Origin of the sequence: Rhodococcus sp. NyZ502 (assembly GCF_041464245.1) — a bacterium.
GTDB classification, from domain to species: domain Bacteria; phylum Actinomycetota; class Actinomycetes; order Mycobacteriales; family Mycobacteriaceae; genus Rhodococcus_F; species Rhodococcus_F qingshengii.
Window position 1 is genome coordinate 5,289,164 of record NZ_CP167155.1, and the last position, 21,495, is coordinate 5,310,658.

At 62.1% G+C, this 21,495-nt stretch carries 21 protein-coding genes; 10 read left to right on the forward strand and 11 right to left on the reverse strand.

Features of this window, described 5'->3' with window-relative positions; translation table 11 throughout:
• The first annotated feature begins 3 nt into the window (after window positions 1–3).
• The 3 genes from hutU to hutG are packed head-to-tail and all read left to right on the forward strand — an operon-like array spanning window position 4 to window position 3,897.
• Window positions 4–1,677: a urocanate hydratase gene (gene hutU, locus ACBG85_RS24375; RefSeq protein WP_007732742.1), complete on the forward strand. Its 1,674-nt coding sequence runs from the start codon at window positions 4–6 to the stop codon at window positions 1,675–1,677.
• 37 nt (window positions 1,678–1,714) lie between these two features.
• Window positions 1,715–2,905, forward strand: a complete 1,191-nt coding sequence (gene hutI, locus ACBG85_RS24380) for an imidazolonepropionase (protein WP_054187472.1) — start codon at window positions 1,715–1,717, stop codon at window positions 2,903–2,905.
• A gap of 23 nt (window positions 2,906–2,928) precedes the next feature.
• Window positions 2,929–3,897: a formimidoylglutamase gene (hutG, locus tag ACBG85_RS24385; protein ID WP_372025183.1), complete on the forward strand. Its 969-nt coding sequence runs from the start codon at window positions 2,929–2,931 to the stop codon at window positions 3,895–3,897.
• Here the strand turns inward: hutG and ACBG85_RS24390 are convergent.
• On the reverse strand, window positions 3,894–4,547 hold the full coding sequence (locus ACBG85_RS24390; protein ID WP_372025185.1) for a TetR/AcrR family transcriptional regulator: 654 nt from the start codon (window positions 4,545–4,547) through the stop codon (window positions 3,894–3,896). The genes hutG and ACBG85_RS24390 overlap by 4 nt on opposite strands.
• Window positions 4,548–4,657: 110 nt before the next feature.
• Here ACBG85_RS24390 and ACBG85_RS24395 point away from each other — a divergent pair, with 110 nt between their 5' ends.
• On the forward strand, window positions 4,658–5,032 hold the full coding sequence (locus ACBG85_RS24395; RefSeq protein ID WP_372025187.1) for a nitroreductase family deazaflavin-dependent oxidoreductase: 375 nt from the start codon (window positions 4,658–4,660) through the stop codon (window positions 5,030–5,032).
• 9 nt (window positions 5,033–5,041) lie between these two features.
• On the opposite strand, the gene ACBG85_RS24400 is transcribed toward ACBG85_RS24395, so the two are convergent.
• The 4 genes from ACBG85_RS24400 to ACBG85_RS24415 all read right to left on the reverse strand — a co-directional run bounded on the left by ACBG85_RS24400 (window position 5,042) and on the right by ACBG85_RS24415 (window position 8,527).
• A complete protein-coding gene (locus ACBG85_RS24400) occupies window positions 5,042–5,593 on the reverse strand; it encodes a TetR/AcrR family transcriptional regulator (RefSeq protein ID WP_372025189.1) in 552 nt (183 codons plus the stop codon).
• Between the two features lie 27 nt (window positions 5,594–5,620).
• Window positions 5,621–6,307, reverse strand: coding sequence for an ABC transporter ATP-binding protein (locus ACBG85_RS24405; RefSeq protein ID WP_003939803.1), 687 nt, complete (start codon window positions 6,305–6,307; stop codon window positions 5,621–5,623).
• The gene (locus tag ACBG85_RS24410) at window positions 6,304–7,434 is read right to left on the reverse strand and encodes an ABC transporter permease (RefSeq protein WP_064074323.1); all 1,131 of its coding nucleotides are present in this window, start codon (window positions 7,432–7,434) and stop codon (window positions 6,304–6,306) included. The genes ACBG85_RS24405 and ACBG85_RS24410 overlap by 4 nt, the downstream gene beginning before the upstream one ends.
• 142 nt (window positions 7,435–7,576) lie before the next feature.
• A complete protein-coding gene (locus ACBG85_RS24415) occupies window positions 7,577–8,527 on the reverse strand; it encodes a TauD/TfdA family dioxygenase (RefSeq protein ID WP_054781556.1) in 951 nt (316 codons plus the stop codon).
• A 175-nt stretch (window positions 8,528–8,702) separates the two neighbouring features.
• Between ACBG85_RS24415 and ACBG85_RS24420 the strand changes: the two genes are divergently transcribed.
• Together ACBG85_RS24420 and ACBG85_RS24425 are read left to right on the forward strand one after the other, a co-directional pair.
• Window positions 8,703–9,470, forward strand: coding sequence for a MerR family transcriptional regulator (locus ACBG85_RS24420; protein ID WP_064074269.1), 768 nt, complete (start codon window positions 8,703–8,705; stop codon window positions 9,468–9,470).
• Window positions 9,471–9,548: 78 nt separating this feature from the next.
• A complete protein-coding gene (locus tag ACBG85_RS24425; protein WP_083057061.1) occupies window positions 9,549–11,105 on the forward strand; it encodes an alpha/beta fold hydrolase in 1,557 nt (518 codons plus the stop codon).
• Window positions 11,106–11,107: 2 nt separating this feature from the next.
• On the opposite strand, the gene ACBG85_RS24430 is transcribed toward ACBG85_RS24425, so the two are convergent.
• The 3 genes from ACBG85_RS24430 to ACBG85_RS24440 all read right to left on the reverse strand — a co-directional run bounded on the left by ACBG85_RS24430 (window position 11,108) and on the right by ACBG85_RS24440 (window position 14,682).
• A complete protein-coding gene (locus ACBG85_RS24430) occupies window positions 11,108–12,628 on the reverse strand; it encodes an AMP-binding protein (RefSeq protein ID WP_372025192.1) in 1,521 nt (506 codons plus the stop codon).
• Between the two features lie 73 nt (window positions 12,629–12,701).
• On the reverse strand, window positions 12,702–13,823 hold the full coding sequence (locus ACBG85_RS24435; protein ID WP_003940189.1) for a DUF5938 domain-containing protein: 1,122 nt from the start codon (window positions 13,821–13,823) through the stop codon (window positions 12,702–12,704).
• Window positions 13,824–13,878: 55 nt separating this feature from the next.
• Window positions 13,879–14,682 (reverse strand): SDR family NAD(P)-dependent oxidoreductase, encoded by an 804-nt coding sequence (locus tag ACBG85_RS24440; protein WP_007732778.1) that lies wholly within the window; start codon window positions 14,680–14,682, stop codon window positions 13,879–13,881.
• A gap of 325 nt (window positions 14,683–15,007) precedes the next feature.
• Here ACBG85_RS24440 and ACBG85_RS24445 point away from each other — a divergent pair, with 325 nt between their 5' ends.
• On the forward strand, window positions 15,008–15,610 hold the full coding sequence (locus ACBG85_RS24445; protein ID WP_030536953.1) for a TetR/AcrR family transcriptional regulator: 603 nt from the start codon (window positions 15,008–15,010) through the stop codon (window positions 15,608–15,610).
• Here ACBG85_RS24445 and ACBG85_RS24450 read toward each other — a convergent pair whose 3' ends face one another.
• A complete protein-coding gene (locus ACBG85_RS24450) occupies window positions 15,611–16,204 on the reverse strand; it encodes a TetR/AcrR family transcriptional regulator (protein ID WP_003940428.1) in 594 nt (197 codons plus the stop codon). It abuts the gene before it with no gap.
• 117 nt (window positions 16,205–16,321) lie between these two features.
• Here ACBG85_RS24450 and ACBG85_RS24455 point away from each other — a divergent pair, with 117 nt between their 5' ends.
• From ACBG85_RS24455 to ACBG85_RS24465, 3 genes are all read left to right on the forward strand, one after another.
• Entirely contained in the window at window positions 16,322–17,083 is a 762-nt protein-coding gene (locus ACBG85_RS24455) for an enoyl-CoA hydratase-related protein (RefSeq protein WP_064443711.1), read from the forward strand.
• Between the two features lie 241 nt (window positions 17,084–17,324).
• Window positions 17,325–17,840 carry an OsmC family protein gene (locus tag ACBG85_RS24460; protein WP_007732784.1) on the forward strand — a complete coding sequence of 172 codons (516 nt, stop codon included), beginning with the start codon at window positions 17,325–17,327 and terminating at the stop codon, window positions 17,838–17,840.
• Window positions 17,841–17,877: 37 nt separating this feature from the next.
• Window positions 17,878–19,191, forward strand: coding sequence for a bifunctional o-acetylhomoserine/o-acetylserine sulfhydrylase (locus tag ACBG85_RS24465; RefSeq protein WP_003939848.1), 1,314 nt, complete (start codon window positions 17,878–17,880; stop codon window positions 19,189–19,191).
• Window positions 19,192–19,255: 64 nt separating this feature from the next.
• Here the strand turns inward: ACBG85_RS24465 and bphC are convergent, their stop codons facing one another.
• Both bphC and ACBG85_RS24475 read right to left on the reverse strand, forming a co-directional pair.
• Window positions 19,256–20,176, reverse strand: a complete 921-nt coding sequence (bphC, locus tag ACBG85_RS24470) for a biphenyl-2,3-diol 1,2-dioxygenase (protein ID WP_003940493.1) — start codon at window positions 20,174–20,176, stop codon at window positions 19,256–19,258.
• Window positions 20,177–20,211: 35 nt separating this feature from the next.
• Window positions 20,212–21,390 carry an acyl-CoA dehydrogenase family protein gene (locus ACBG85_RS24475; RefSeq protein ID WP_372025196.1) on the reverse strand — a complete coding sequence of 393 codons (1,179 nt, stop codon included), beginning with the start codon at window positions 21,388–21,390 and terminating at the stop codon, window positions 20,212–20,214.
• Window positions 21,391–21,495: the final 105 nt, after the last annotated feature.

Genomic DNA, 21,495 nt, shown 5'->3' on the forward strand with positions numbered 1-21,495 from the left:
ACAATGGAAATCAGCACCCCCGGCCACGAGCCGCGCCCCGTCCGCGCTCCCCGCGGCCCCGAGCTCACGACGCTCGGTTGGCAGCAGGAGGGTGCCCTGCGCATGCTCATGAACAACCTCGACCCCGATGTTGCCGAGCACCCGGACAGCCTCGTCGTCTACGGCGGAACCGGTCGCGCAGCGCGTAGTTGGGCTGCCTTCGACGCCATGGTCGCCACGCTGAAGACGCTGAAGAACGACGAGACCATGCTGGTGCAGTCCGGCAAGCCGGTCGGTGTCTTCCGCACCAACGAGTGGGCACCGCGAGTGCTGATCGCCAACTCCAACCTGGTCGGTGACTGGGCGAACTGGGAAGAGTTCCGCCGTCTCGAAGACCTCGGCCTGACCATGTACGGCCAGATGACCGCAGGCTCCTGGATTTACATCGGCACCCAGGGAATCCTGCAGGGTACGTACGAGACCTTCGGCGCCATCGCGAAGAAGCGCTACAACGGCTCACTCGCCGGAACGATCACCCTCACTGCGGGTCTCGGCGGCATGGGCGGCGCTCAGCCTCTCGCCGTCACTATGAACGACGGCGTCGCGATCTGCGTCGACTGCGACATCACCCGCATCGACCGTCGTATCGCCCACAAGTACCTCGACACCAAGGCAGACAGCATCGAGCACGCGCTCGAACTGGCGACCGCGGCACGCGATGCCAAGAAGCCGCTCTCCATCGGCCTCGAAGGCAATGCGGCAGAGATCTTCCCGGCGCTGCTGGAGATGAAGGCCCCCATCGACATCGTGACCGACCAGACCTCGGCGCACGATCCCCTCGCCTACCTGCCGATCGGCATCGACTTCGGCGACATGAAGACCATGTCGGAGAAGGATCCGCAGAAGTTCACCGAAGATTCCCGCAACGCGATGGCCGCACACGTCAAGGCCATGGTCGGATTCATGGACGCCGGCGCCGAGGTATTCGACTACGGCAACTCCATCCGCGACGAGGCCCGCAAGGCCGGCTACGACCGTGCATTCGACTTCCCCGGATTCGTTCCCGCCTACATCCGTCCGCTCTTCGAAGAAGGCCTCGGCCCCTTCCGCTGGGCAGCGCTCTCGGGTGATCCCAAGGACATCGAAGCCACCGACAAGGCCATCCTCGAGCTCTTCCCCGAGAACGAGCACCTGCGCCGCTGGATCACCATGGCCGGCGAAAAGGTTGCCTTCGAAGGCCTTCCGGCTCGCATCTGCTGGCTCGGATACGGTGAGCGCCACCTCGCCGGCCTCAAGTTCAACGAGATGGTGGCCTCGGGCGAGCTCTCCGCACCGATCGCCATCGGCCGCGATCACCTCGACTCCGGATCGGTCGCCTCGCCGTACCGCGAAACCGAATCGATGATCGACGGGTCCGACGCGATCGCCGACTGGCCGCTGCTCAACGCCCTGGTCAACACCGCGTCCGGCGCTTCGTGGGTTTCACTCCACCAAGGCGGCGGCGTCGGTATGGGACGCTCCATCCACGCGGGACAGGTGTGCATCGCCGACGGCACCGAACTCGCAGCCAAGAAGCTCGAAGCAGTTCTCACCAACGATCCCGGGATGGGCGTCATCCGGCATGCGGATGCAGGATACGACCACGCCATCGACACGGCAGCCACGCGCGGCGTCCGAATCCCGATGACCGAGAACTGAAACAGCCCCACCACCTCACCCTGAGTTAGGAATTACATTGACCACGAATGGTTCTCGAACCACAGTTCTGACCAACATCGGAACCCTCGTCACCAATGACCCGACTCTGGGTGAGGGCAAGCTCGGCGTACGACACGACGCGGCAATCGTTTTCGACGACGGCGTTGTTGCTTGGGTCGGTGATTCCGCCGACGCCCCGGCTGCCGATATCGGTCAGGATATCGGCGGTCGGGCCCTGCTCCCCGGTTTCGTGGAGAGTCACTCGCACCTGGTGTTCGGTGGCGAGCGGGCCGAGGAATTCGCAGCTCGCATGGCGGGCGAGAAGTACGCCGCCGGCGGCATTCGCAACACCATCGAAGCGACGCGCTCGGCCACCGACGAACAATTGCAGGCCAATGTTCGACGCCTACTCGACGAATCCCTGCGCTCCGGCAGCACAACCGTCGAATGCAAGACCGGATACGGGCAGAACACCGAGAGCGAACTACGCAGCGCACTGATCGCCGGACAGTTCACCGACGAGGTCACACTGCTGGCCGCCCACGTTCCACCACCCGAATATGCCGGTCGCGTCGATGACTACGTCGCCATGGCGTGCGACGAGATGATCCCTGCCTGTGCGCCACACGCGAAGTGGATCGATGTCTTCTGCGAGCGAGGCGCGTTCAACCGCGAACAGGCACATGCAGTCCTGAGCGCAGGCGTCGCCGCTGGACTGATCCCCCGCGTCCACGGCAATCAACTCGGCGAAGGGCCAGGAGTTCAACTCGCCGTCGAGATGGGAGCCGCATCCGTCGATCACGTCACCTACGTCACCGCCGAGGACATCGACGCCCTGGCTCAGAGTTCCACCGTCGCAACACTGTTGCCAGGTGCCGACTTCTCCACCCGCAACAAGTACCCCGACGCCCGCGCACTGCTGGACGCCGGCGTCACAGTAGCTCTCGGCGCCGACTGCAATCCCGGCACCTGCTACACCACCAGCCTCCCGTTCTGCATAGCAATTGCGGTGCGAGACATGCACATGACACCCGCCGAGGCAGTCTGGGCAGCCACTGCAGGAGGCGCCCGGGCGCTGCAGCGCACCGACGTCGGAACCCTTTCTCTCGGAACACGTGCCGACGCCATCGCGCTCGATGCACCGTCGTACCTCCACCTCGCCTACCGCCCGGGCGTCCCTCTGGTGCGCGAGGTCTGGAAAAACGGCGCACTCGCCACAAGCTACTGAAATACACTCACCGGGAGGCCGTCGTGGCACATCAGATCGCAGTCGACATCGAACCCAAGCCGTGGACCGGGCGCTCCGACGGCACCACTGCCCAGCATCTGCGGTGGCATCATGCCGTGCAACCGTATTCAGCCGAAACAGCTCCCGGCGACTGTGTTCTGATCGGATTCTCCAGCGACGAAGGAGTCCGCCGCAACAAGGGCCGCCGCGGTGCCGCGGATGGCCCCGACGCTTTGCGAGCCGGGTTGGCTTCCATGGCGCTGGCCGAACCACTGCAGATTCAGGACGCCGGAACCGTTGCCGTGTCGGGTGAAGAACTCGAGGCCGGTCAAGCCGCGCTCGGGAACGCCGTCAGCGCTGCGCTTGATTCGGGACACTTCCCCGTGGTTCTCGGGGGAGGACACGAAATCGCCTACGGCACATACCTCGGCGTCGCGGGCTCCGAGTTGCGAACCGCTGGAGCCAAACTCGGAATCCTCAACTTGGACGCGCACTTCGACCTGCGGGGCGATCCGATACCCAGCTCCGGCACACCCTTTCGTCAGATCGCCGAGGACGAAGCCGCGGCAGGCACCTCACATCAGTACAGCGTGATCGGAATCAGCCAACCGAGCAACACCACGGCACTGTTCGACACGGCTGACCGCCTCGGTGTTCGCTATCTGCTCGACGAAGAATGCGGAGCGATCGGCCGAGGCGTCGTGGATCAGTTCCTCGCAGACTTCCTCGACGACGTCGATCTGGTCTACCTGACCATCGACCTCGATGTCCTGCCTGCAGCTGTGGCGCCGGGCGTCAGCGCACCTGCGGCCTACGGAGTCAGCCTCGAAACCATCCAATACGTATGTGACCGAGTCACGTCCAGCGGAAAACTCGCGGTTCTCGATGTCGCCGAACTGAACCCGAGCCTAGACGTCGACAATCGCACTGCCCGAACGGCTGCTCGTCTGATCCACCGGATAGTCACGAAGCACGTGCCGGTTCAGCGCTAGCCTCGGCGCGCCTCGAGCGCATCGAGGATGAGATCGAGACCGTAGGCGAACTCATTCGTGTGGTCGTAATCAGGACTCAGACCGTGATCGACGATCATCTCGTGAAGGAAGGGCAACTCTTCAGCCGGAAGGCGCTCGAGGATGTCACTCGCAACCTCTTCGACGTCGACGGGCCCGCTGATCGGCAGATTCGCCTCCTGGAGAACATATCCGCCGATGTAGCTGTCGATCAGCGAGGCTCCGTGGGCGGCCATCGGGAGTGTGAACCCGGCCTTCCGGAGCACTCCGAGCACAGCGTCGAGATGACGCAGGGTCGCCGAGCCAGGGTTGCGTCGCGAATCCAGCAGACCGAGAGCCCAACGGTGCTGCGACAGGACTGTGCGAGCGGAAAAGGCGCGTCCACGGATTGCATCTCGCCAATCCGCACACTCACTGTCGGGCAGGTCGATCGCCTCGAAGACCGCATCGACGAGGCCGTCGAGAATCGCATCTTTGTTGGGCACGTGGTGGTAGAGCGACATCGCCTCGATGCCCAGCTCCTGGGCCACCCGTCGCATCGTGACGGCTTCGACACCACCCGCGTCGGCAACGCGGATCGCACCCTCGATTACGCGAGTCCTGTTCAGCGACTGTCGCGGTTGCCGTGACACACAGACTCCCCTCGGCGGAACGAATACGTTGACAACCTTACATACGTAAGTCACCCTTACAGGTGTAAGCCCGCCTTACGCTCGTAAGGCGATCGAGAGAGGAGATCACAATGCCGATGCCTAGATGGTGGGGACATGTCAACAAACGAGTGTTCAACCCGCGTGCAATTTCGAGCGGTAAATGGCCGGTACTGACTCACGTCGGACGCACATCCGGCACGACCTACCGGACGCCCCTCGACGCCTATCCGGTCGAGGGTGGCTACGTCTTCATTCTGGTGTACGGATCAGGCTCGGACTGGGTGCAGAACGTCTTGAGAGCGGGAAGCGCTCGACTGTCGGTCGACGAGACGGAGGTGAGCCTCGGCACCCCACGCCTCGTCGCGAAAGACGAAGCACTTCAAGCACTTTCCTCAGACGTGTCCCAACCCCCGAGGCTGCTCCGCATCACCGAGTACCTTCGGATGGATCTGATTACGGCCTGAGGGTGCCCGTCACGCGAGGACCTCACGCACGGCGGACCTGACTTCCTCCATGCTGCAACCGGATTCGATCAGTTCGGTACCCGTATGCACCAGCGAGTTGATCAACTTGGCGGTGAGGTTCGGGTCCGACACGCCACGGAGGCGGAGGGCCTCGACCAGCGGAAGCACAAGACTGTCGTGCATTTCCATGATCCGCGAATCTCGAAATGTTTGCGGGGTCAGTGTCGCCAGCGCTCCGACTATCGCATGCTCCCCGTCGGCAACCAGTTGGAGGTTTGCCTCGACGTACGCCCATACCGGATCGTCTGCGCCTGCCATCGCCTCGACGATCTTGTCGTTCCAGCGCGGGAACATGTCTTCGACGACGGCACTGAGGAGATCTTCCCGGGACCGGAAGTAGTGGTAGGCACTCGACCTGGCGAGCCCGGCCTTCGCTGCCACCTCACCGAGCCCCGGTGGCCGATCCGGGGCCTCGGACAGAAGAGCGTGTGCAGCGTCGAGGAGGGCACGGCGCTGAGCAGCACGATGCTCGACCACAGTGGGCGCATCGATCCTCGGCACCGAATCTCCTCCAGTCCCCTCGCGGGCTTACTCGCTCTGACGCAACCGACCGTCAACCATTTCGAGGATGCGGTCGCAGTGCCCGAGCACGTCGTGATCGTGGGTCACCATGATCGTAGCGACGCCTGCCTCGTGAGTTTCGCGCGAGAGCAGTTCGACCACCTCATGGCTGCGTTTGCGGTCGAGAGCAGCCGTCGGCTCGTCGACGAGCAGTAGCGAGGGATTGCTCATCAATGCCCGAGCGATACCGACGCGCTGGCGTTCACCGCCGGAGAGTTGACCGGGTCGACGATCTGCACGGTGACTCATACCGACCGAGTCGAGCAACTCCTCGGGATCGCGACCCGGCCGCCCCGTGAGCTTGGGAATCAGCCGAAGCTGATCGCGCGCCGTCAGCGCTGGAATCAGGTTGCCGGACTGAAAGACGAAGCCGACCTTGTCTCGTCGAAGTTTGGCGAGAGCACGGGCCGGCATCGCCGACACGTCCACGCCGTCGATGACAATCGTTCCACTCGACGGCCGACCGAGTCCGCCGGCCACAGCGAGCAAGCTCGACTTTCCAGCGCCTGACGGTCCGACGATCGCGACAAGTTCACCGCACGAGACCTCCAGGTTCACGTTGTCGAGGGCGAGCACGGTGGAGTCACCGTCACCGAATCGAAGACTGACAGCGGTCAATACCAATCCGGTTGTGGTCTTTTCGACTGTGGTCATCGGTTTTCTCCCAATGCGGTGAGCGGGTTGACACGGGTAACACGGACGATGGCAACGGCTGCGCCGACCAGCCCGAGTACCGCCAAGAGCACTGCGCCGTTGACGACTGGGCCGGACTCGAGGGCGAACGGCATCCCCCCGCCTTCGAGCCCCGAACCGAGCCCCAAGCCCAGCAACACACCGAGGCCGATGGAACCAAGCAGCACTACCAGTGCCTGCGCCATGCCGTCACGAAGCAGGAAGCCGGTAGAGGCTCCCATCGCGCGCAGCACTGCGAGTTCACGACCGCGCTGAACCGTCCAGATACTGAAGAATGCACCAACCACCAGGGCCGAAATCGCGTACAGAAACGCCTTGATCATCGACATAGTCATCATTTCCGCGGAGAACCCTGGTGAGGAGTCGAAAGATTCCTCGAGCGTCTTTGCGGACGTTCCCGCCGCCGCATCACCCGACACGAGATCCGGTAACGCGCCACCAATGCCCCGAATCGCAACAACACTTGCTTCGGAATAGGCACTGGCATTGGCGGTTTCGCCGATCTTGGCACCGGCGTGAACCTCCTGCCAAGTACGCAGGGGCAGGTAGGCGACGTCGACGTGACCGAAAGTGCGCTTGTCTTCGGTGAATCCGACAACTGTCAGCTCCGTACCGAGTCGATCGAGTATCACGGTGTCACCGATCGCAACACCGTCGTCACGGAAGGTAGAGCTGACGATGATTTCCGTGTCGGCTTGCAGCCCCCTCCCGTCGGCGGAGACGGGCTCGAGGAAGGAGCCAGGTTCGATGCCGAAGAGCGTGAGATCGACAGGCGTGCCACTGCGAGTTTTTGCATTGACGATCATGTTGCCGAAGAGCTCGGCGTCTTGGACATCGGGTTGCATACGCCATGCCTGCGCCTGCTCCTCGGTGACGACCGAGCGCGAAAACGCTGAGTCGGCTTTGGTGTCCGGTGCGAAGGCAAACGCCTGAATCGGCGTCCGCTGCAAAGCGGAGACACCGTCATTTACCAGTCCGGACGAGAGGCCGGACAGAATCACCATCAGGATCGAGATGAGGGCAACCACGGCACCCATCAAGAGGAATCGATTTCGCGCAAACCACAGTTCACGCAGGGCGAGGAACATTCGGGAAGCTCCAAAGTCGTCGATACGAGTCACGCCGACTTTTATCGACGCCTTGTCGAAATCATATCGACAAGGCGTCGAAAAACCATGTGAGGTGCGTTACTACTTCCCGTAGTAGACACTCGAGGCGCTGAGCGTCGTATCAGCCCCCGACGCCCACCGGTCGATCCCCGACAATCGAGATTCGATCCATCACACGACGAGCCGGGAAGTAGTCACTGGCCGCGTAGTGCTGGCAGGTCCGATTGTCCCAGAAGGCAACAGTATTCGGCTCCCACTTCAAACGGACCTGAAATTCCGGACGATTGACGTGGCGATACAGCATCGTGAGAAGTTCGTTCGATTCTTCTTCTGACACACCCAAGATCCGTTGCGTGAAGGTCATGTTGACGAACAACACCCGCCTGCCACTTTCCGGAATGATCCGAACCACCGGATGCTGCACAGCGGGGAACTTCGGACGCAACATCTCGACCGCATCCACCGGCATCGACCTGCCGAACGAGTTGATCCAATCGTGTTCTGCAACAAGCGGGTCGATACGCTTCTTGATGTCTTCAGGAAGCAGATCGTAGCCAGCTGCAGTATCGGCCCACAAAGTGTCACCACCCACCTCCGGCACCTCGACCGCACGAAGAACTGCTGCGAACGAAGGAAACTCGTGCCACGTAACGTCGTTGTGCCAGTTGTTCTCGACTCCGCCGACCATCGCATCCTTCGCCAGTGTCGTGACATCGACGTCCGTCTGCCCGGGCTGCGTGTACTTGAAGAACGGATGCTGTTCGAGATCGCCCCAACGCTCGGCAAAAGCTCGATGTTCCGCTCGGTCGAGGTCCTGATCGCGGAAGAAGAGGACTTTCCATTCGAGGAGAGCTCGGCGGAGTTCCGCAATCACGGCATCAGACAGACCCCCACCGAGTCGAATACCGGAGATTTCCGCTCCGATCGTCGGCGCGACCGCCTTGACCGCAAAGTGTTCGTACGGTGCCGGAACTACCGACTCGGGATTCCGGTGAGCAACGAGTGGACCGTACGCAGCAAGCGGGTCGGTGGGGATCGGAAAGATTGTTGCCGCAGGAAAAAGGGTAGCCATCAGGGCACTTCCTCGAAATCGACGATGTCGTAAAGGACAAAAGTCAGATTAAGTTCACCGCCTTAAAGTGTCAACGGTCACGTTCTCCGGCGCGAATCTTGACCCTGACGCCGCGTCAAGGTTGGAGAATGGTTTTCACAGACGGAATCCGATTCGATCACGGGAGGGCAGGGCGATGATGACCATCGGCGAGCTGGCCAAATTGGCCGGCACCACCGTCAGATCCGTGCGCTACTACCACTCGAACGGCCTTCTCGAAGAACCACAACGCCAACCCAACGGCTACCGCATGTACCGGGCGGTGGACCTGGCACGACTGAGTCGCATCCGCCGCCTGCGCGATCTGGGGATTCCTGTTGCCAAGATCGCCGAACTACTCGACGGCGACGCTCACGACACTCGGTCCGCACTCGATGCCCTCGACAAGGAATTGGCGACGAAGGCCGAACAGATCGCTGTTCAGCGTGCGCACATCGAGTCGCTACGCCGCAATGCCGATCCTGAACTACCCGACGCGTTTTCGGAAGTGCTCGCACAGTACGTCGTTGCCGGTGCGCCGACAGCGTGGATCGACAACGAGCGTGAACTTCTGATCCTCGCACTCACGGTCTCCGGGGGCGATCCCGAGGTCTGCGATTCACTCCTGTCCGCCCATCGCCGGGTATTGGCCGAGCCGAACCGCGAGCAGGCCATCGAATTGATAACTCGTATGTATGCCCTCGCCGACGCACCGGCTGACGCGGACACGATTGCGGCCCTTGCCATTCAGTTCTGCGACTTCACCGAGCGCGTGCTACCCGAACAGGCTGCACCGGAGGACGCTTCCCCCACCCGGCTGGTAGCGGTACTGCGCGAACACCAAGCGGATCGACGAACCGTCACCCAGGAAAGATTCGCGAAGGCTGTGGCCGCGGAGTTCGCCGCCCGTCAATCCCGCCTCTGAAAAACCCTGATTAGCCCCCACATTCGAAGTGGGGTGACCAACACTGCCCGAAAATGGGCTCAACGCAAGGACACGACAATGACTGGATTCACCATGCCCAGATCACGCATGCCTCGATCACGAAGGTGGCTGGCTACCACAATCGCCGCTGCCGCACTCGCCGTACCTGCATTGGCGGCGTGCTCGGATCCTGCTACTCCGCAGGAAGATCCACAATCGAATCTCAGCGCGTTCTACGAACAGGATCTCGAGTGGGGGCCATGCGCCACAGACACCGGAACGTCGACCGCAAGTGAATGCGCCATGGTCACAGTACCTTTGGACTATTCCGCCCCCGACGGCAAGACGATCGAAGTGGCGATCTCGCGGGTCGCATCCACCGACCCCGCACAGCGACGCGGGATCCTGCTCACCAACCCCGGCGGCCCGGGCGGCCGAGGACTGGGATTGCCCGAGATTCTGAATGCGGGCATGACACCGGAAGTCGCAGCGGCATACGACGTCATCGGCACGGACACCCGAGGACTCGGCAAGAGCACACCGATCGACTGCGGCGTCGAACAGATGACATGGATGCGGTCGCCGGGCACCACGGACGAGGGATGGAACGAGAGTGTTGCGCTCGCACGCGAGGCCGCTGACACATGCTGGGACAAGTACCCGGACTATCTGCCGCACATCAATACTCAAAACATCGCCCGCGACCTCGACGTGATTCGTGGCGCCCTCGACCAGGAGAAGGCGTCGTACTTCGGGTGGTCGTACGGCACATACCTCGGTGCAACCTATGCTCAAATGTTCCCGGACAGGATCGACCGTGTGGTTCTCGACAGTGCACCGGATCCGAAGAAATACGGATACGAGATGTTCCAGGACATGGGCCCGGCCAACGAGAAAGCGATCGACGGATTCTCGCAGTGGGCAGCAGAACACAACTCCACCTATGCACTCGGATCGACGCCCGCCGAAGTTCGCGCCCTCATCGAGAAGCTGATCTCGGACGCGGCCACCACTCCGATACAGATCGGTGATCATGCCGTCGACGATCACGTCCTTCCATTCCTGATGTACGTCAACGGAACCGGCGACACCGAGAAGGAAAGTGAGGCATTCGCACAGGTATTGGTTCAGTTGCGCGATCTCGCCGCAGGCAAGACCGTCGAGAACATCCATCCCCAGCTGACGAGATTGATGCAGGCATGGTTCCAGACCGAACTGGGAACCGGTCCTGACTATGCCGGGACAATCGCCATCGTCTGCGGAGACGTATCGATGCCGAGCGATCCCCAGTGGTACCGCAACAAGTTGGAGGAGCACCGTGATGATCAGCCGATCTTTGCCGGCACACACAACACGATCATGCCGTGCGCGTTCTGGCGCAGTGAGGCCCCTACGCGGATCGACATCGACAACAACGTTCCGGCATTGCAGATCCAGGCAACCGGTGACACCCGCACGACGTACGACGAAGGCCTCGGCATGCATGAAGCGATGAAAGGCTCACGGCTCGTGACAGTTCCAGGCCGCACTCATGCGGTGTTCCCGGGCTACGCGAATACTTGCGCGAACGCCGCCGTCAACTCGTACCTGCTCGACGGCTCACTGCCGGCCGAAGACGTGGTGTGCGAGTCGTGACCTCAGCCCGTCAGCTCGCTCTTGATCTCGTTCTTGAGAACTTTGCCGACCTTGGAGCGAGGTAGATCGTCCCAGACGATGACTTGCTTCGGAGTCTTCACACTTCCGATGCGAGCCTTCACGAAAGCCATCACCTCGGCGCCGTCGATGTCGGCGCCGAGGTGCGGTTGCACCACTGCCACAACGCGTTCGCCCCACTTGTCGTCCGGCAACCCGATCACTCCGCAGTCCTGAATCCCCGGATACGCCATGAGTGCCTGCTCCACCTCGACCGAATAGACGTTGAAACCGCCGGTGATGATCATGTCCTTCGCACGGTCGACGATGAACAGGAAATTGTCCTCGTCCAGGTACCCGATATCGCCGGTGTGATGCCAGCCGTGGGCTGACGCTTCCGCGGTTGCGTCGGGGTTCTTGTAATAACCCGCCATCACCAACGAACTGCGAATCACCACCTCACCACGCTCGCCATGTCCGAGCAGCGCGCCTTTGTCATCCATGATTCCCACGGTCACCAGCGGCGACGGTCGACCCGCCGACGAAAGTCGTGACGTTGCGACAGTGCCGTCCGAGCCGAAGTGCTCCTTCGGTGACATCGTCGAGATCATCATGGGGGCTTCACTCTGCCCGAACAGCTGAGCCATGACCGGGCCGATCTTGTCGATCGCCTCCGCGAGTCTGGTCGGGGAGATCGGCGCCGCTCCGTACCAGAAGCATTGCAGCGAGCTGAGATCCGTGGCCGACAGGGCCTCGTGCTCGAGCAGCATGTAGATGAGCGTCGGCGGCAGGAAGGTGTGAGTCACCTTGTGCTTCTGAACGTTCGCGAGGAAGTACCCGAGATCGGGCTTCGGCATGATCACCACTTCGCCGCCGAGGGCCATGATCGGGAAGCACAGAACACCGGCGGCGTGAGTCAACGGTGCCAGCGCCAGATACACCGGGCACCCCTCGAACGGATAACTCATCAAAGTGATTGCGGTCATCGTCTCGATGTTGTGCCCGGTCAACATCACTCCCTTTGGCCGTCCAGTTGTACCACCGGTGCCGACCAGCATGGTGACGTCGTCGGGCGCAGCGACGTCGAGTTCGTCTTCCCCGAGCCAGCTTTCGAGAGATTGTGCCGATTCCGATTCGCCGTCGATGCAGACGAGCGTCACCAACTGGGGAAGCGCATCCTTGATCTGGTCGACTAGCGGCGCATAGGACTTCTGGAAGAACAGAGCGCGACAATCGAACAAATCCAACAGGTCTCGGTTTTCCGCAGCTTCGTTGCGAGGGTTGATCGGGCACCAGACTGCACCAGCCTTACTGATACCGAATACGCAGGAGAACGAGATCGGGTCGTTGCCGGACAGAATCGCGACCTTTTCGCCCGGCGCGATGCCCGAAGCCGCGAGCGAAGCTGCGAAGCGTCGGCTGAACTGTTGCACCTCGCCGTAGGAGAGAGTGCGCTCCCCCATCGTCAAACACGGTGCGGTGGAACCAAGAGAGGCTCCCTTGTCGAGATAGTCGGTCAAACGCATGGGGAGCCTCCAGGGCGGGGCTCCCGGCGCGCTACACGCCGGGAGCCGTGAACATGATGACGAGGGCGACGAGTTAGGCGTTGATGGTTACTTCCGGCTCCAGAGCCAGCCCGAAACTACGTAGCGCGCCGAGCAGTTCGCGATGGCCGAACGCCTGGCAAGCCGAGGCAAGCCCGGTCCGCTTCGGCGCCTGCTGGAGCAGAGAATGCGCTGCATAGGCGTGCAGGAGGCCCGTCTGCTTGTAGTTACAGTTTCCGTGGATCACGACGTGCGAGCGACCCAGCGGGCCCGACGCGTAGACGGAGTCGAGTGAGGTGTTGATGCGCGGATTTTCACGAGGGGGCATACCGGCCTGAACCGATCCGGCGATCTCGGCCAAGGCGGCTTCCTGCTCGTCGGCGGGCAGGGTCTTGATCTGCTCCTCCACGATCTTCTGCGTCGCGACAACGCCTTCCATCACGGTGCGGTCGAACACTCCGCCCGCAGCCTTGACGTTGGAAACTCGCGGATCGTTCTTGAACCACACCGGGTGGCATGTTCCGCCCCACGGCAATGCAAGCGCAGTTTCGTGCTGGCCCGGAACGACGACGTCGAAAGTCTGGCCGGGCGCCCACTGCACGTACTTGTTCTGCTCGAGGTAGTACCAGTTTGCCTTGAGGATGGTGAAGATCGTCTGAGTGGACGCGTAGGTGGGAAATCCCTTCCACAGCACGAGGATGTCGAGCGTATCGAGGCCCGGTGTTTCCAGTGCGATATTGGCCGCGATCTCACCGGTGGTGTACATCTGCGCGATACCGGGCGAGAGGAGCAGGCCCTTCTCCTGGTACTTGTCGCTGAACTTCTCCTGGACGTCGAGTACCCAGTCCTGCTCACCGGTTGTGTCCATGTAGTGGCAACCGGCATTCAACGCGGCCTCGACGACGGTCCCGCCGAGCTTGATGAACGGCCCGACCATGTTGCTGACAACCTGTGCACCGGTGAACAATTCGGTGAGAGCCTCGACCGTGTGCTCGACCTCGACGACTTCGTGATCGACGGTGTCCAAACCGGGGATCTTGTCGAGGACCTCTTGGATGCGAGCGGCGTCGCGGCCGGCTGCGATGAACGGGATGTTGAACTCGCGCAGGTATTCACACACCAGACGGCCGGTGTACCCGGAGACGCCGTAAACGATGACGGGCTTCTTTTCGGACATGTTCGTGGAACCTTTCGAAGACGTGAGAAGGGTGTACGTACGAATGAAGGGCGAGTTACATGCCCATGCCACCGTCGACCGGTAGGCCGATTCCGGTGATGAATCGCGCGGCGTCGGAGGACAAGAACACAACGGCGTCAGCCATGTCGTTCACTTCACCGAGGCGGCCGAGCGGGGTGAGGCCGATGACGTCTCCGACTGCTGCTTCGGCGCTGGGCCAGAGACCGAGCTTCTCCATGTCCGCCGCGAGTCCGAGACCCATCTCCGTGGCGACAAGACCCGGGTAGATGCAGTTGACGCGGACTCCGTAGCCGAGCTTGCCCGACTCGGCGGCGGCAACTCTGGTGAAGCGATCGACCGCGGACTTGGTCGCGGAGTATCCACTGATCCCGGGAAACGGAATGGTTGCGGCCACTGAAGAGATGTTGATGACGGAACCGCCGGTTCCGGCTACGCCACCCGGACGCATGCTGCGCAGTCCGTGTTTGGTTCCGAGCGCTGTTCCGAGGATGTTGACCTCACACATACGGCGGATGTCGTTCGGATCGAGGTCGACCACCAGCGAGGAAATCTCGATGCCTGCGTTGTTGACGAGGATGTCGAAGCCGCCGAGAGTCTCCGCGGTGGCGGCGACTGCCTCTTCCCAGTTGGCGTCGTCGGTGACGTCCAGCTTTACGAAGCCGGTTTTGACTCCGCCCGAACCAACAGCCTCTGCGGTGGCACGACCCTCGTCTTCGAGAACGTCGCCGATCATCACTGACGCCCCCGCCTTCGCCAACGCCTCAGCCATTCCGGCTCCGAGCCCCTTGGCACCACCTGTGACCAGTGCTTTTCGTCCCTCGAGATCAAACACGCTCATTTTCGACTGCCTCCATGACTGAAACGACTCTCGCGATGCCACCGTTCACAGCGACGCTGCCAAGTGGTGTGAGTCACAGAGTATTCAACTTTGGACGAGTGTCAAGAGAAATCTTGACGACTGTCAAGATTTTGTTACACGCTCGTCAAAGACCAGGGGTTACACTGATTCGGACGCGGTGATCGTGCCGCTGTGGAAACCGCAGGGAACAGGACGTGCCATCGTGACCACGACAGTCGAGAAGCCTAGTGAGGCAGGGAAAAAGGCTGCACCTAGCTCACCGGGCCAGCAGTCCGACTCCGCCAAGCGGTCCAACGCAGACAAGGTGTCGCGTCGCCAGGTCGACAAATTCTCCGAGCGACGTGATCAACTCGCCGAGGCCGCACTGCAAACCCTGGCCGAATTGGGCTACGCACGCACGAGCCTGCGCGAAATCGCCCAGAATTCGGAGTTCTCCCACGGCGTCCTGCACTACTACTTCAGCGACAAGGTCGATCTCATCACCCACTGCGTGCGCCACTACAAGGCACGCTGCGTCACCCGCTACGACGGCATCGTCGCCACCGCGAAGACACCGGAGGAACTGAAAACCGGTTTCGGCGCACTGCTCGCCGAGACCATGATCGAAGAACCCACGATGCACCGCCTCTGGTACGACCTGCGCGCGCAGTCGATGTTCGAGGAGTCGTTCCGAGCCGACGTCGCCGCGATCGACGAGAGTCTCGAAAACATGATCTGGCGCATTGTTTCTCGCTACGCCGAGCTTCTCGACGTAGAGGCATCGGTCACCTCGGCGGCGATGTACGCAATCTTCGACGGCCTGTTCCAGCAGAGCCTGCTGCGCCATCTGTCCGGCGATCAGACTGCCGCAAACTATCTTTCGGTGAGCGTCCAGCAGATGCTGCCCCTGGTAGTGCCCACTCCCTGATCAGCGAGCAGCGATGCCTTCCGCGACGTACCTGGCTCCGCGATCGAATTCTCCGACCACGTCGTAATCGGCGTCTTGCCGCCAGAAGCGGACCAACGCTCCGTACGTACCACCGATCATCTGTGCGAGAAAGAGCGGCGGGTAGTCCGATCTCACTTCGCCGGCTTCGATACCGGCAGTGACGATCCGGAGAAGTTCCACGTGGAACCGATGATCGTGGGCCGCCCCCGCTCCGGAGGAGGCGAAGTCGCGCTCGAGTTCTGCAGTCACCATGCGCAGATAGCGCGGATGCATGATCGCTTGCTGCGCAAAGTCCTGAAAAATCCGGGAGATCCGATCAGAAGTCGGCATCGGCGATTCCATGAGCTGATCCACCAGTGCCGCAAGCTGATCGAGATGATCACTGTGCAGCGCCTCAAGAACCGAGTCCTTGCCCTGGAAGTAATTGAAGAAGGTGGCTCGCGACACCTCGGCTCGCTCGGCGATGTCGTCGACGGTCGTGCTGGCGAAACCCTGCGCCGAGAACAGAATTCGAGCAGCCGAGAGCAACCTGTCGTTGGTATCGCGCTTGTTCTGTTCTCGTTTGGAAATCACGTCGACCTGCCCTTCTCCGCCTCAGAACACAGTCTTCGCCACAGTCCGGAATGTGTCCAATGTCCGTCCCGTCAGGTGACGCACCTCCGCCTCCGATAGGTGGACTACAGTCCAATTATGTCGACTGTTTCCACCGAACGCCATGACCGCGTTCTCATCGTCAGGATCGAACGCGAAGAACGCCGTAACGCGATCAACCGTGAGACTGCCGAGGGAATCGAAGCCGCGCTGAATATTCTCGACGACGACCCTGATCTGTGGGTCGGCATCATCACCGGAACCCCCAACATCTTTTGCGCCGGAACCGATATCCGAGAGCGGGCCGACCTCCGCATGCCTCGCGGCGGAGAGTACGGCGTCATCCGGCGCCGGCGGAACAAGCCCCTGATCGCTGCAGTCGAGGGCTACGCGCTTGGTGGCGGTTTCGAAATCGCACTGGCCTGCGATCTGATCGTCGCTTCCGCCACAGCGCAATTCGGCCTTCCCGAAACCAAACGCGGTCTGGTTGCGACGTCCGGAGCACTCTTTCGGGCGCCTCGCGCGCTTCCGATCAACGTCGCCCGCGAACTCTTGATCACCGGCCGCACACTCGATCCCGAACGGGCAAAGGACCTCGGCGTCGTCAATGCAGTCACTGCCCCTGGTAAGGCACTCGACGAGGCACTGGTGATGGCAGCGGAGATCTGCGAGTCCTCCCCCACCTCCGTGAGTCTGAGTCTGAAGGCCATCGAGGCTCTCTACGCCGACGCCGACGCCGACGGATGGAAGGTCACCGACGACGCCAAGGACGCAGTGTTGCGCTCTCCGGACATCGCCGAAGGACTCGACGCTTTCGCCAATCGTCGGACACCCCGGTGGAGCGGACTGCCGCCCGCATGACAGACCACAATCCGAGACAGATTTCCTATACGTCTGGTCGGAAAGGGTATGAACCGGTTACAGTCTCTCCTGTGACGGGAATCGGCGCATACGAGACGGGCACGCTGCTGACGCGGCGGCGCCATGTCGACTTTGCGCATGTCTGTACATCCGGGTGTCCGATCTACTGATCGGACCTACGACGTGAGCGCCGCTCACGTCGATACTCGTATGTACACCCAGATCAGGGGACATTTCTGTCATGACCACCGCCTCCATCTCACACCTGAGTTCCGTCGTAGCAGCCAACGCCGACGCCATCGACAAAGACGCCAGCAAAGCGCACGTCGTATTCAAGGCTTCCGCCCAGGCGCACGACGCCGTTGCCAGCACCATTTCTCTCGGTAAGTACAGCGTCGAGGTCGACGAGCCGCCGGCCCTCGGCGGCGAGAACACCGCAGCCAATCCTGTCGAGTACTACCTTGCTTCCCTGCTCTCCTGCCAGGTGGTCACCTACCGCGTCTGGGCGGACAAACTCGGTATCGCTCTCGACGACATCTCGGCCAGAGCCGAAGGTGACCTCGACGTTCGTGGATTCTTCGGCTTCGACGACGCCGTCCGTCCGGGATTCTCCGAGGTCCGCGTGGTCGTCACCCTGACCGGCCCCGAAACCCGCGAGCGCTACCTGGAACTGCAGGAAACGGTCGACGCCCACTGCCCCGTACTCGATCTCACCCGCAATCCCGTCCCAGTGCATACAGTCGTCGAAACCGCCTGACCCGCACCAACCCACCTTCACCACGGAGTATGAATTCATGAGCGAGAACACCCCCGTCGATACCGATCCGACCGCCGATTGGTCGTTCGAAACCAAGCAGGTCCACGCCGGACAGGGCCCGGACAGCGCTACCAACGCTCGGGCGCTTCCGATCTACCAGACCACCAGCTACGTCTTCGACAACACCGACCATGCGGCGGCGCTCTTCGGCCTCGCCGAGCCGGGCAACATCTACACCCGCATCATGAACCCGACGCAGGACGCCGTCGAGCAGCGCATCGCCGCCCTCGAAGGCGGAGTCGCGGCTCTGCTGGTTGCGTCCGGTCAGGCCGCCGAATCCTTCGCGATCCTCAACCTCGCCGAGGCCGGGGACCACATCGTCTCAAGCCCTCGCCTGTACGGCGGCACGTACAACCTCTTCCACTACACGCTGCCCAAGCTCGGTATCACCGTCGACTTCGTCGAGGACCCGGACAACCTCGATCACTGGCGTGAGGCAATCCGTCCGAACACCAAGGCGTTCTACGGCGAAACCATCTCCAACCCCAAGAACGACGTGTTCGACATCCCCGGCATCAGCGCAGTCGCCCATGAGCACGGCATCCCGCTGATCGTGGACAACACGGTCGCAACTCCGTACCTCATTCAGCCGCTGAAGCACGGCGCCGACATCGTCGTCCACTCCGCCACCAAATACCTTGGCGGACACGGCACCGCGATCGCCGGCGTCATCGTCGACGGTGGCACCTTCGACTGGACCCAGGGACGCCACACCAACTTCACGACCCCCGACCCCAGCTACCACGGCGTCACCTTTGCCGATCTCGGTGCACCCGCCTACGCCCTCAAGGCACGCGTTCAGCTTCTGCGCGACCTCGGCTCGGCCATCGCACCGTTCAACGCCTTCCTCATCTCGCAGGGTATCGAGACACTGAGCCTGCGCATCGAGCGCCACGTGTCCAACGCCCAGAAGGTCGCGGAATTCCTCGAGGGCCGCGCCGAGGTCACGTCGGTCGCGTACGCCGGACTGGAATCCTCGCCCTGGCACGAGCGCGGAAAGCAGCTGGCGCCCAAGGGAACCGGCGCCATCGTCGCGTTCGAGCTCGCCGGTGGAGTCGACGCAGGCAAGAAGTTCGTCAACGCTCTGACGTTGCACAGCCACGTCGCCAACATCGGTGACGTTCGCTCACTCGTCATCCACCCCGCGTCGACGACGCACTCGCAGCTCACCCCCGAGGAGCAGCTCGCTTCGGGCGTCACCCCGGGGCTCGTCCGCCTTGCGGTCGGCATCGAAGGGATCGACGACATTCTCGCCGACCTCGAAACCGGTTTGGCCGCAGCAGCTTCCTGATCTATCGCACGAAAAAGCTCGGCCCCGATATGCATTGGGACCGAGCTTTTTCGTTGCGTAAGAGCTAGCTCTTGGGAGTGAACGCGGCCAGCGGTTCACTCTCGGACCAGTCATGGCCCCAGTAGCTGTCGGCCGTGATTTCCTCAGCGGTGTAGAAGGCTTCGTCGACAAGCATGCCTTCGCAACCGAACTCCAGATCCCATCCACCCGGTGCGCGCACGTAGAACGACACCATCTTGTCGTTCGTGTGGCGACCCAACGTCGAGGAGATCGAGAAGCCGAGCTTGGCAACACGATCGAGAGCCTGACCGACGGCGTCGAGAGTCTCGGCTTCCATCATCAGGTGCACGAGACCGGGCTCGTCAACCGGCGGCGCCGGGCACAACGCCAGGCTGTGGTGGCGCTGGTTGACACCCATGAAGCGAACGCGGCGAGCCGGCGGCGGCGCATCGATACCGCCGAGACGGATGGAACCGCGCGGGAGGAATCCGAGCACCTCGGTGTAGAAGGTGTATGCCTCGTCGAAACGCGTAACCGGAAGCACCACATGGCCGAGGCCCTGATCGCCGGTGACGAAACGGCCGCCGTGCGGGGTGACCAACGGGCTGTGGTCGAGTACCGGTCCGAAGAAGACCTCGACTCGGTTACCGTTGGGATCGTCGAATGCGATGACCTGCTCGGCATCGCGGTAGCTGGCGTCGACCTCGGAAAGAACCTCGACCTCGACTCCGGCCTTCTCCACTGCTTCACGAACACGCTGGAGCGCGAACTGATCTCGCACTTCCCAGCCCACTGCGAGAGCCTTGTCCGTCTCACCGGGCAGGACGATCAGTCGCGCACGACGCTCGTCCAGGCGCAAGTAGAGGCCGTCGGCTTCCGGGCCACTACCGACCGCGAGGCCGAGTCCGTCGACCACGAGCTCGCGCCAGCGAGCCACGTCCTGCGTTTGGATCCTGAGATACCCCAGGCCCCGAATTTCAGTCATGCCTAACCGTCCTTGCTTCGAAAGTATTTGTGGGACTAGATCATCGAGCGGTGGATACCCTGCGGTTCGCCGCCGAGCTGCGAGAGCGTCGACGCATGGAAAATGGAGCCAGGTACGTGGATCGCGTGCGCGAGACCGGCATGCGCATCACGCCAGAACCGCTGCATCGGCGTGTCCAACTGCAAAGCCCCACCACCGGAACGAGCAAAGATCTCGTCCACCGCCCGCACCGCCCGCCACGCCGCAGCAGTCTGCGTACGGCGACCGATCGCACGAAGCTCGAACGAAACTTCCTGCCCCTTCTCCGTCATGTCCCAGAAACGATCCACCGTCTCCAAGATCGCAGCCCGAGAAGCAGCGATCTCGGCCGCAGCCTCACCGATCGCGAACAGCACGTACGGATCTTCCTTGATCGGAACACCACTGACCGTCACACGCTCACGCTGCGCCGCCATGTTGCACGCCAACGCACCTTCGGCGATACCGATCAACGACGAGGTGATCCCCAACGGGAAAATGCACGAGAACGGGAACTTGTACAACGTCTCCGTACGACCCGCTTCCTTCCACGCCGTCCCGTCGTACACCTTTCCGGCGTCGATCGTGCGGTAGGTGGGCAGGAACGCGTCCTTGACGATCAGGTCCTTCGACCCGGTTCCGCGCAGGCCCACGACATTCCAGCTGTCCTGGTCGATGTCGTAATCGGAGCGCGGCAGCAGTACGTGCAGGTGCTTCGGCGGCATCAACGGCTTGCCGGACTCGTCACCGACCATCGCGCCGATCATGATCCAGTCACAGTGATCGGTGCCGGACGAGAACGACCAACGACCGTTGAGGATGTACCCACCCTCGACCGGCCTCGCCACACCCATCGGCGCATACGGCGACGCCATCCACGTATCGGGATCGGTTCCCCACACCTCTTCCTGAGCCTTGCGGTCGAAGAACGCAAGCTCCCACGGATGAACACCGACGATGCCGCTGACCCAGCCCGTGGCACCGTCCATCGCACCGATAGCCATTGCCGTCTCGGCGAATTCACGCGGATGCGCCTCGAGGCCACCGAACTCCTTCGGCTGGAACATCCGGATGACGCCGGAGTCGCGCAAACGCTTCGCGCTGCCGTCCGTCAAGCGCATCAGCTTGTCGCCCTCGACTCCGTCGGCGCGGATCTCGTCGGCGAACTGTGAGATGTTGTCCAGAACCTGACCCATGATTTTTCCGGCTTTCTGGTTTCGCTACCCGGCGAGTGCCTGGGCAGAATGAAAATCTGTTGGTGAAACGGTGGCAGGTAGCCCACCGAAGTGCAGAAACGCTTC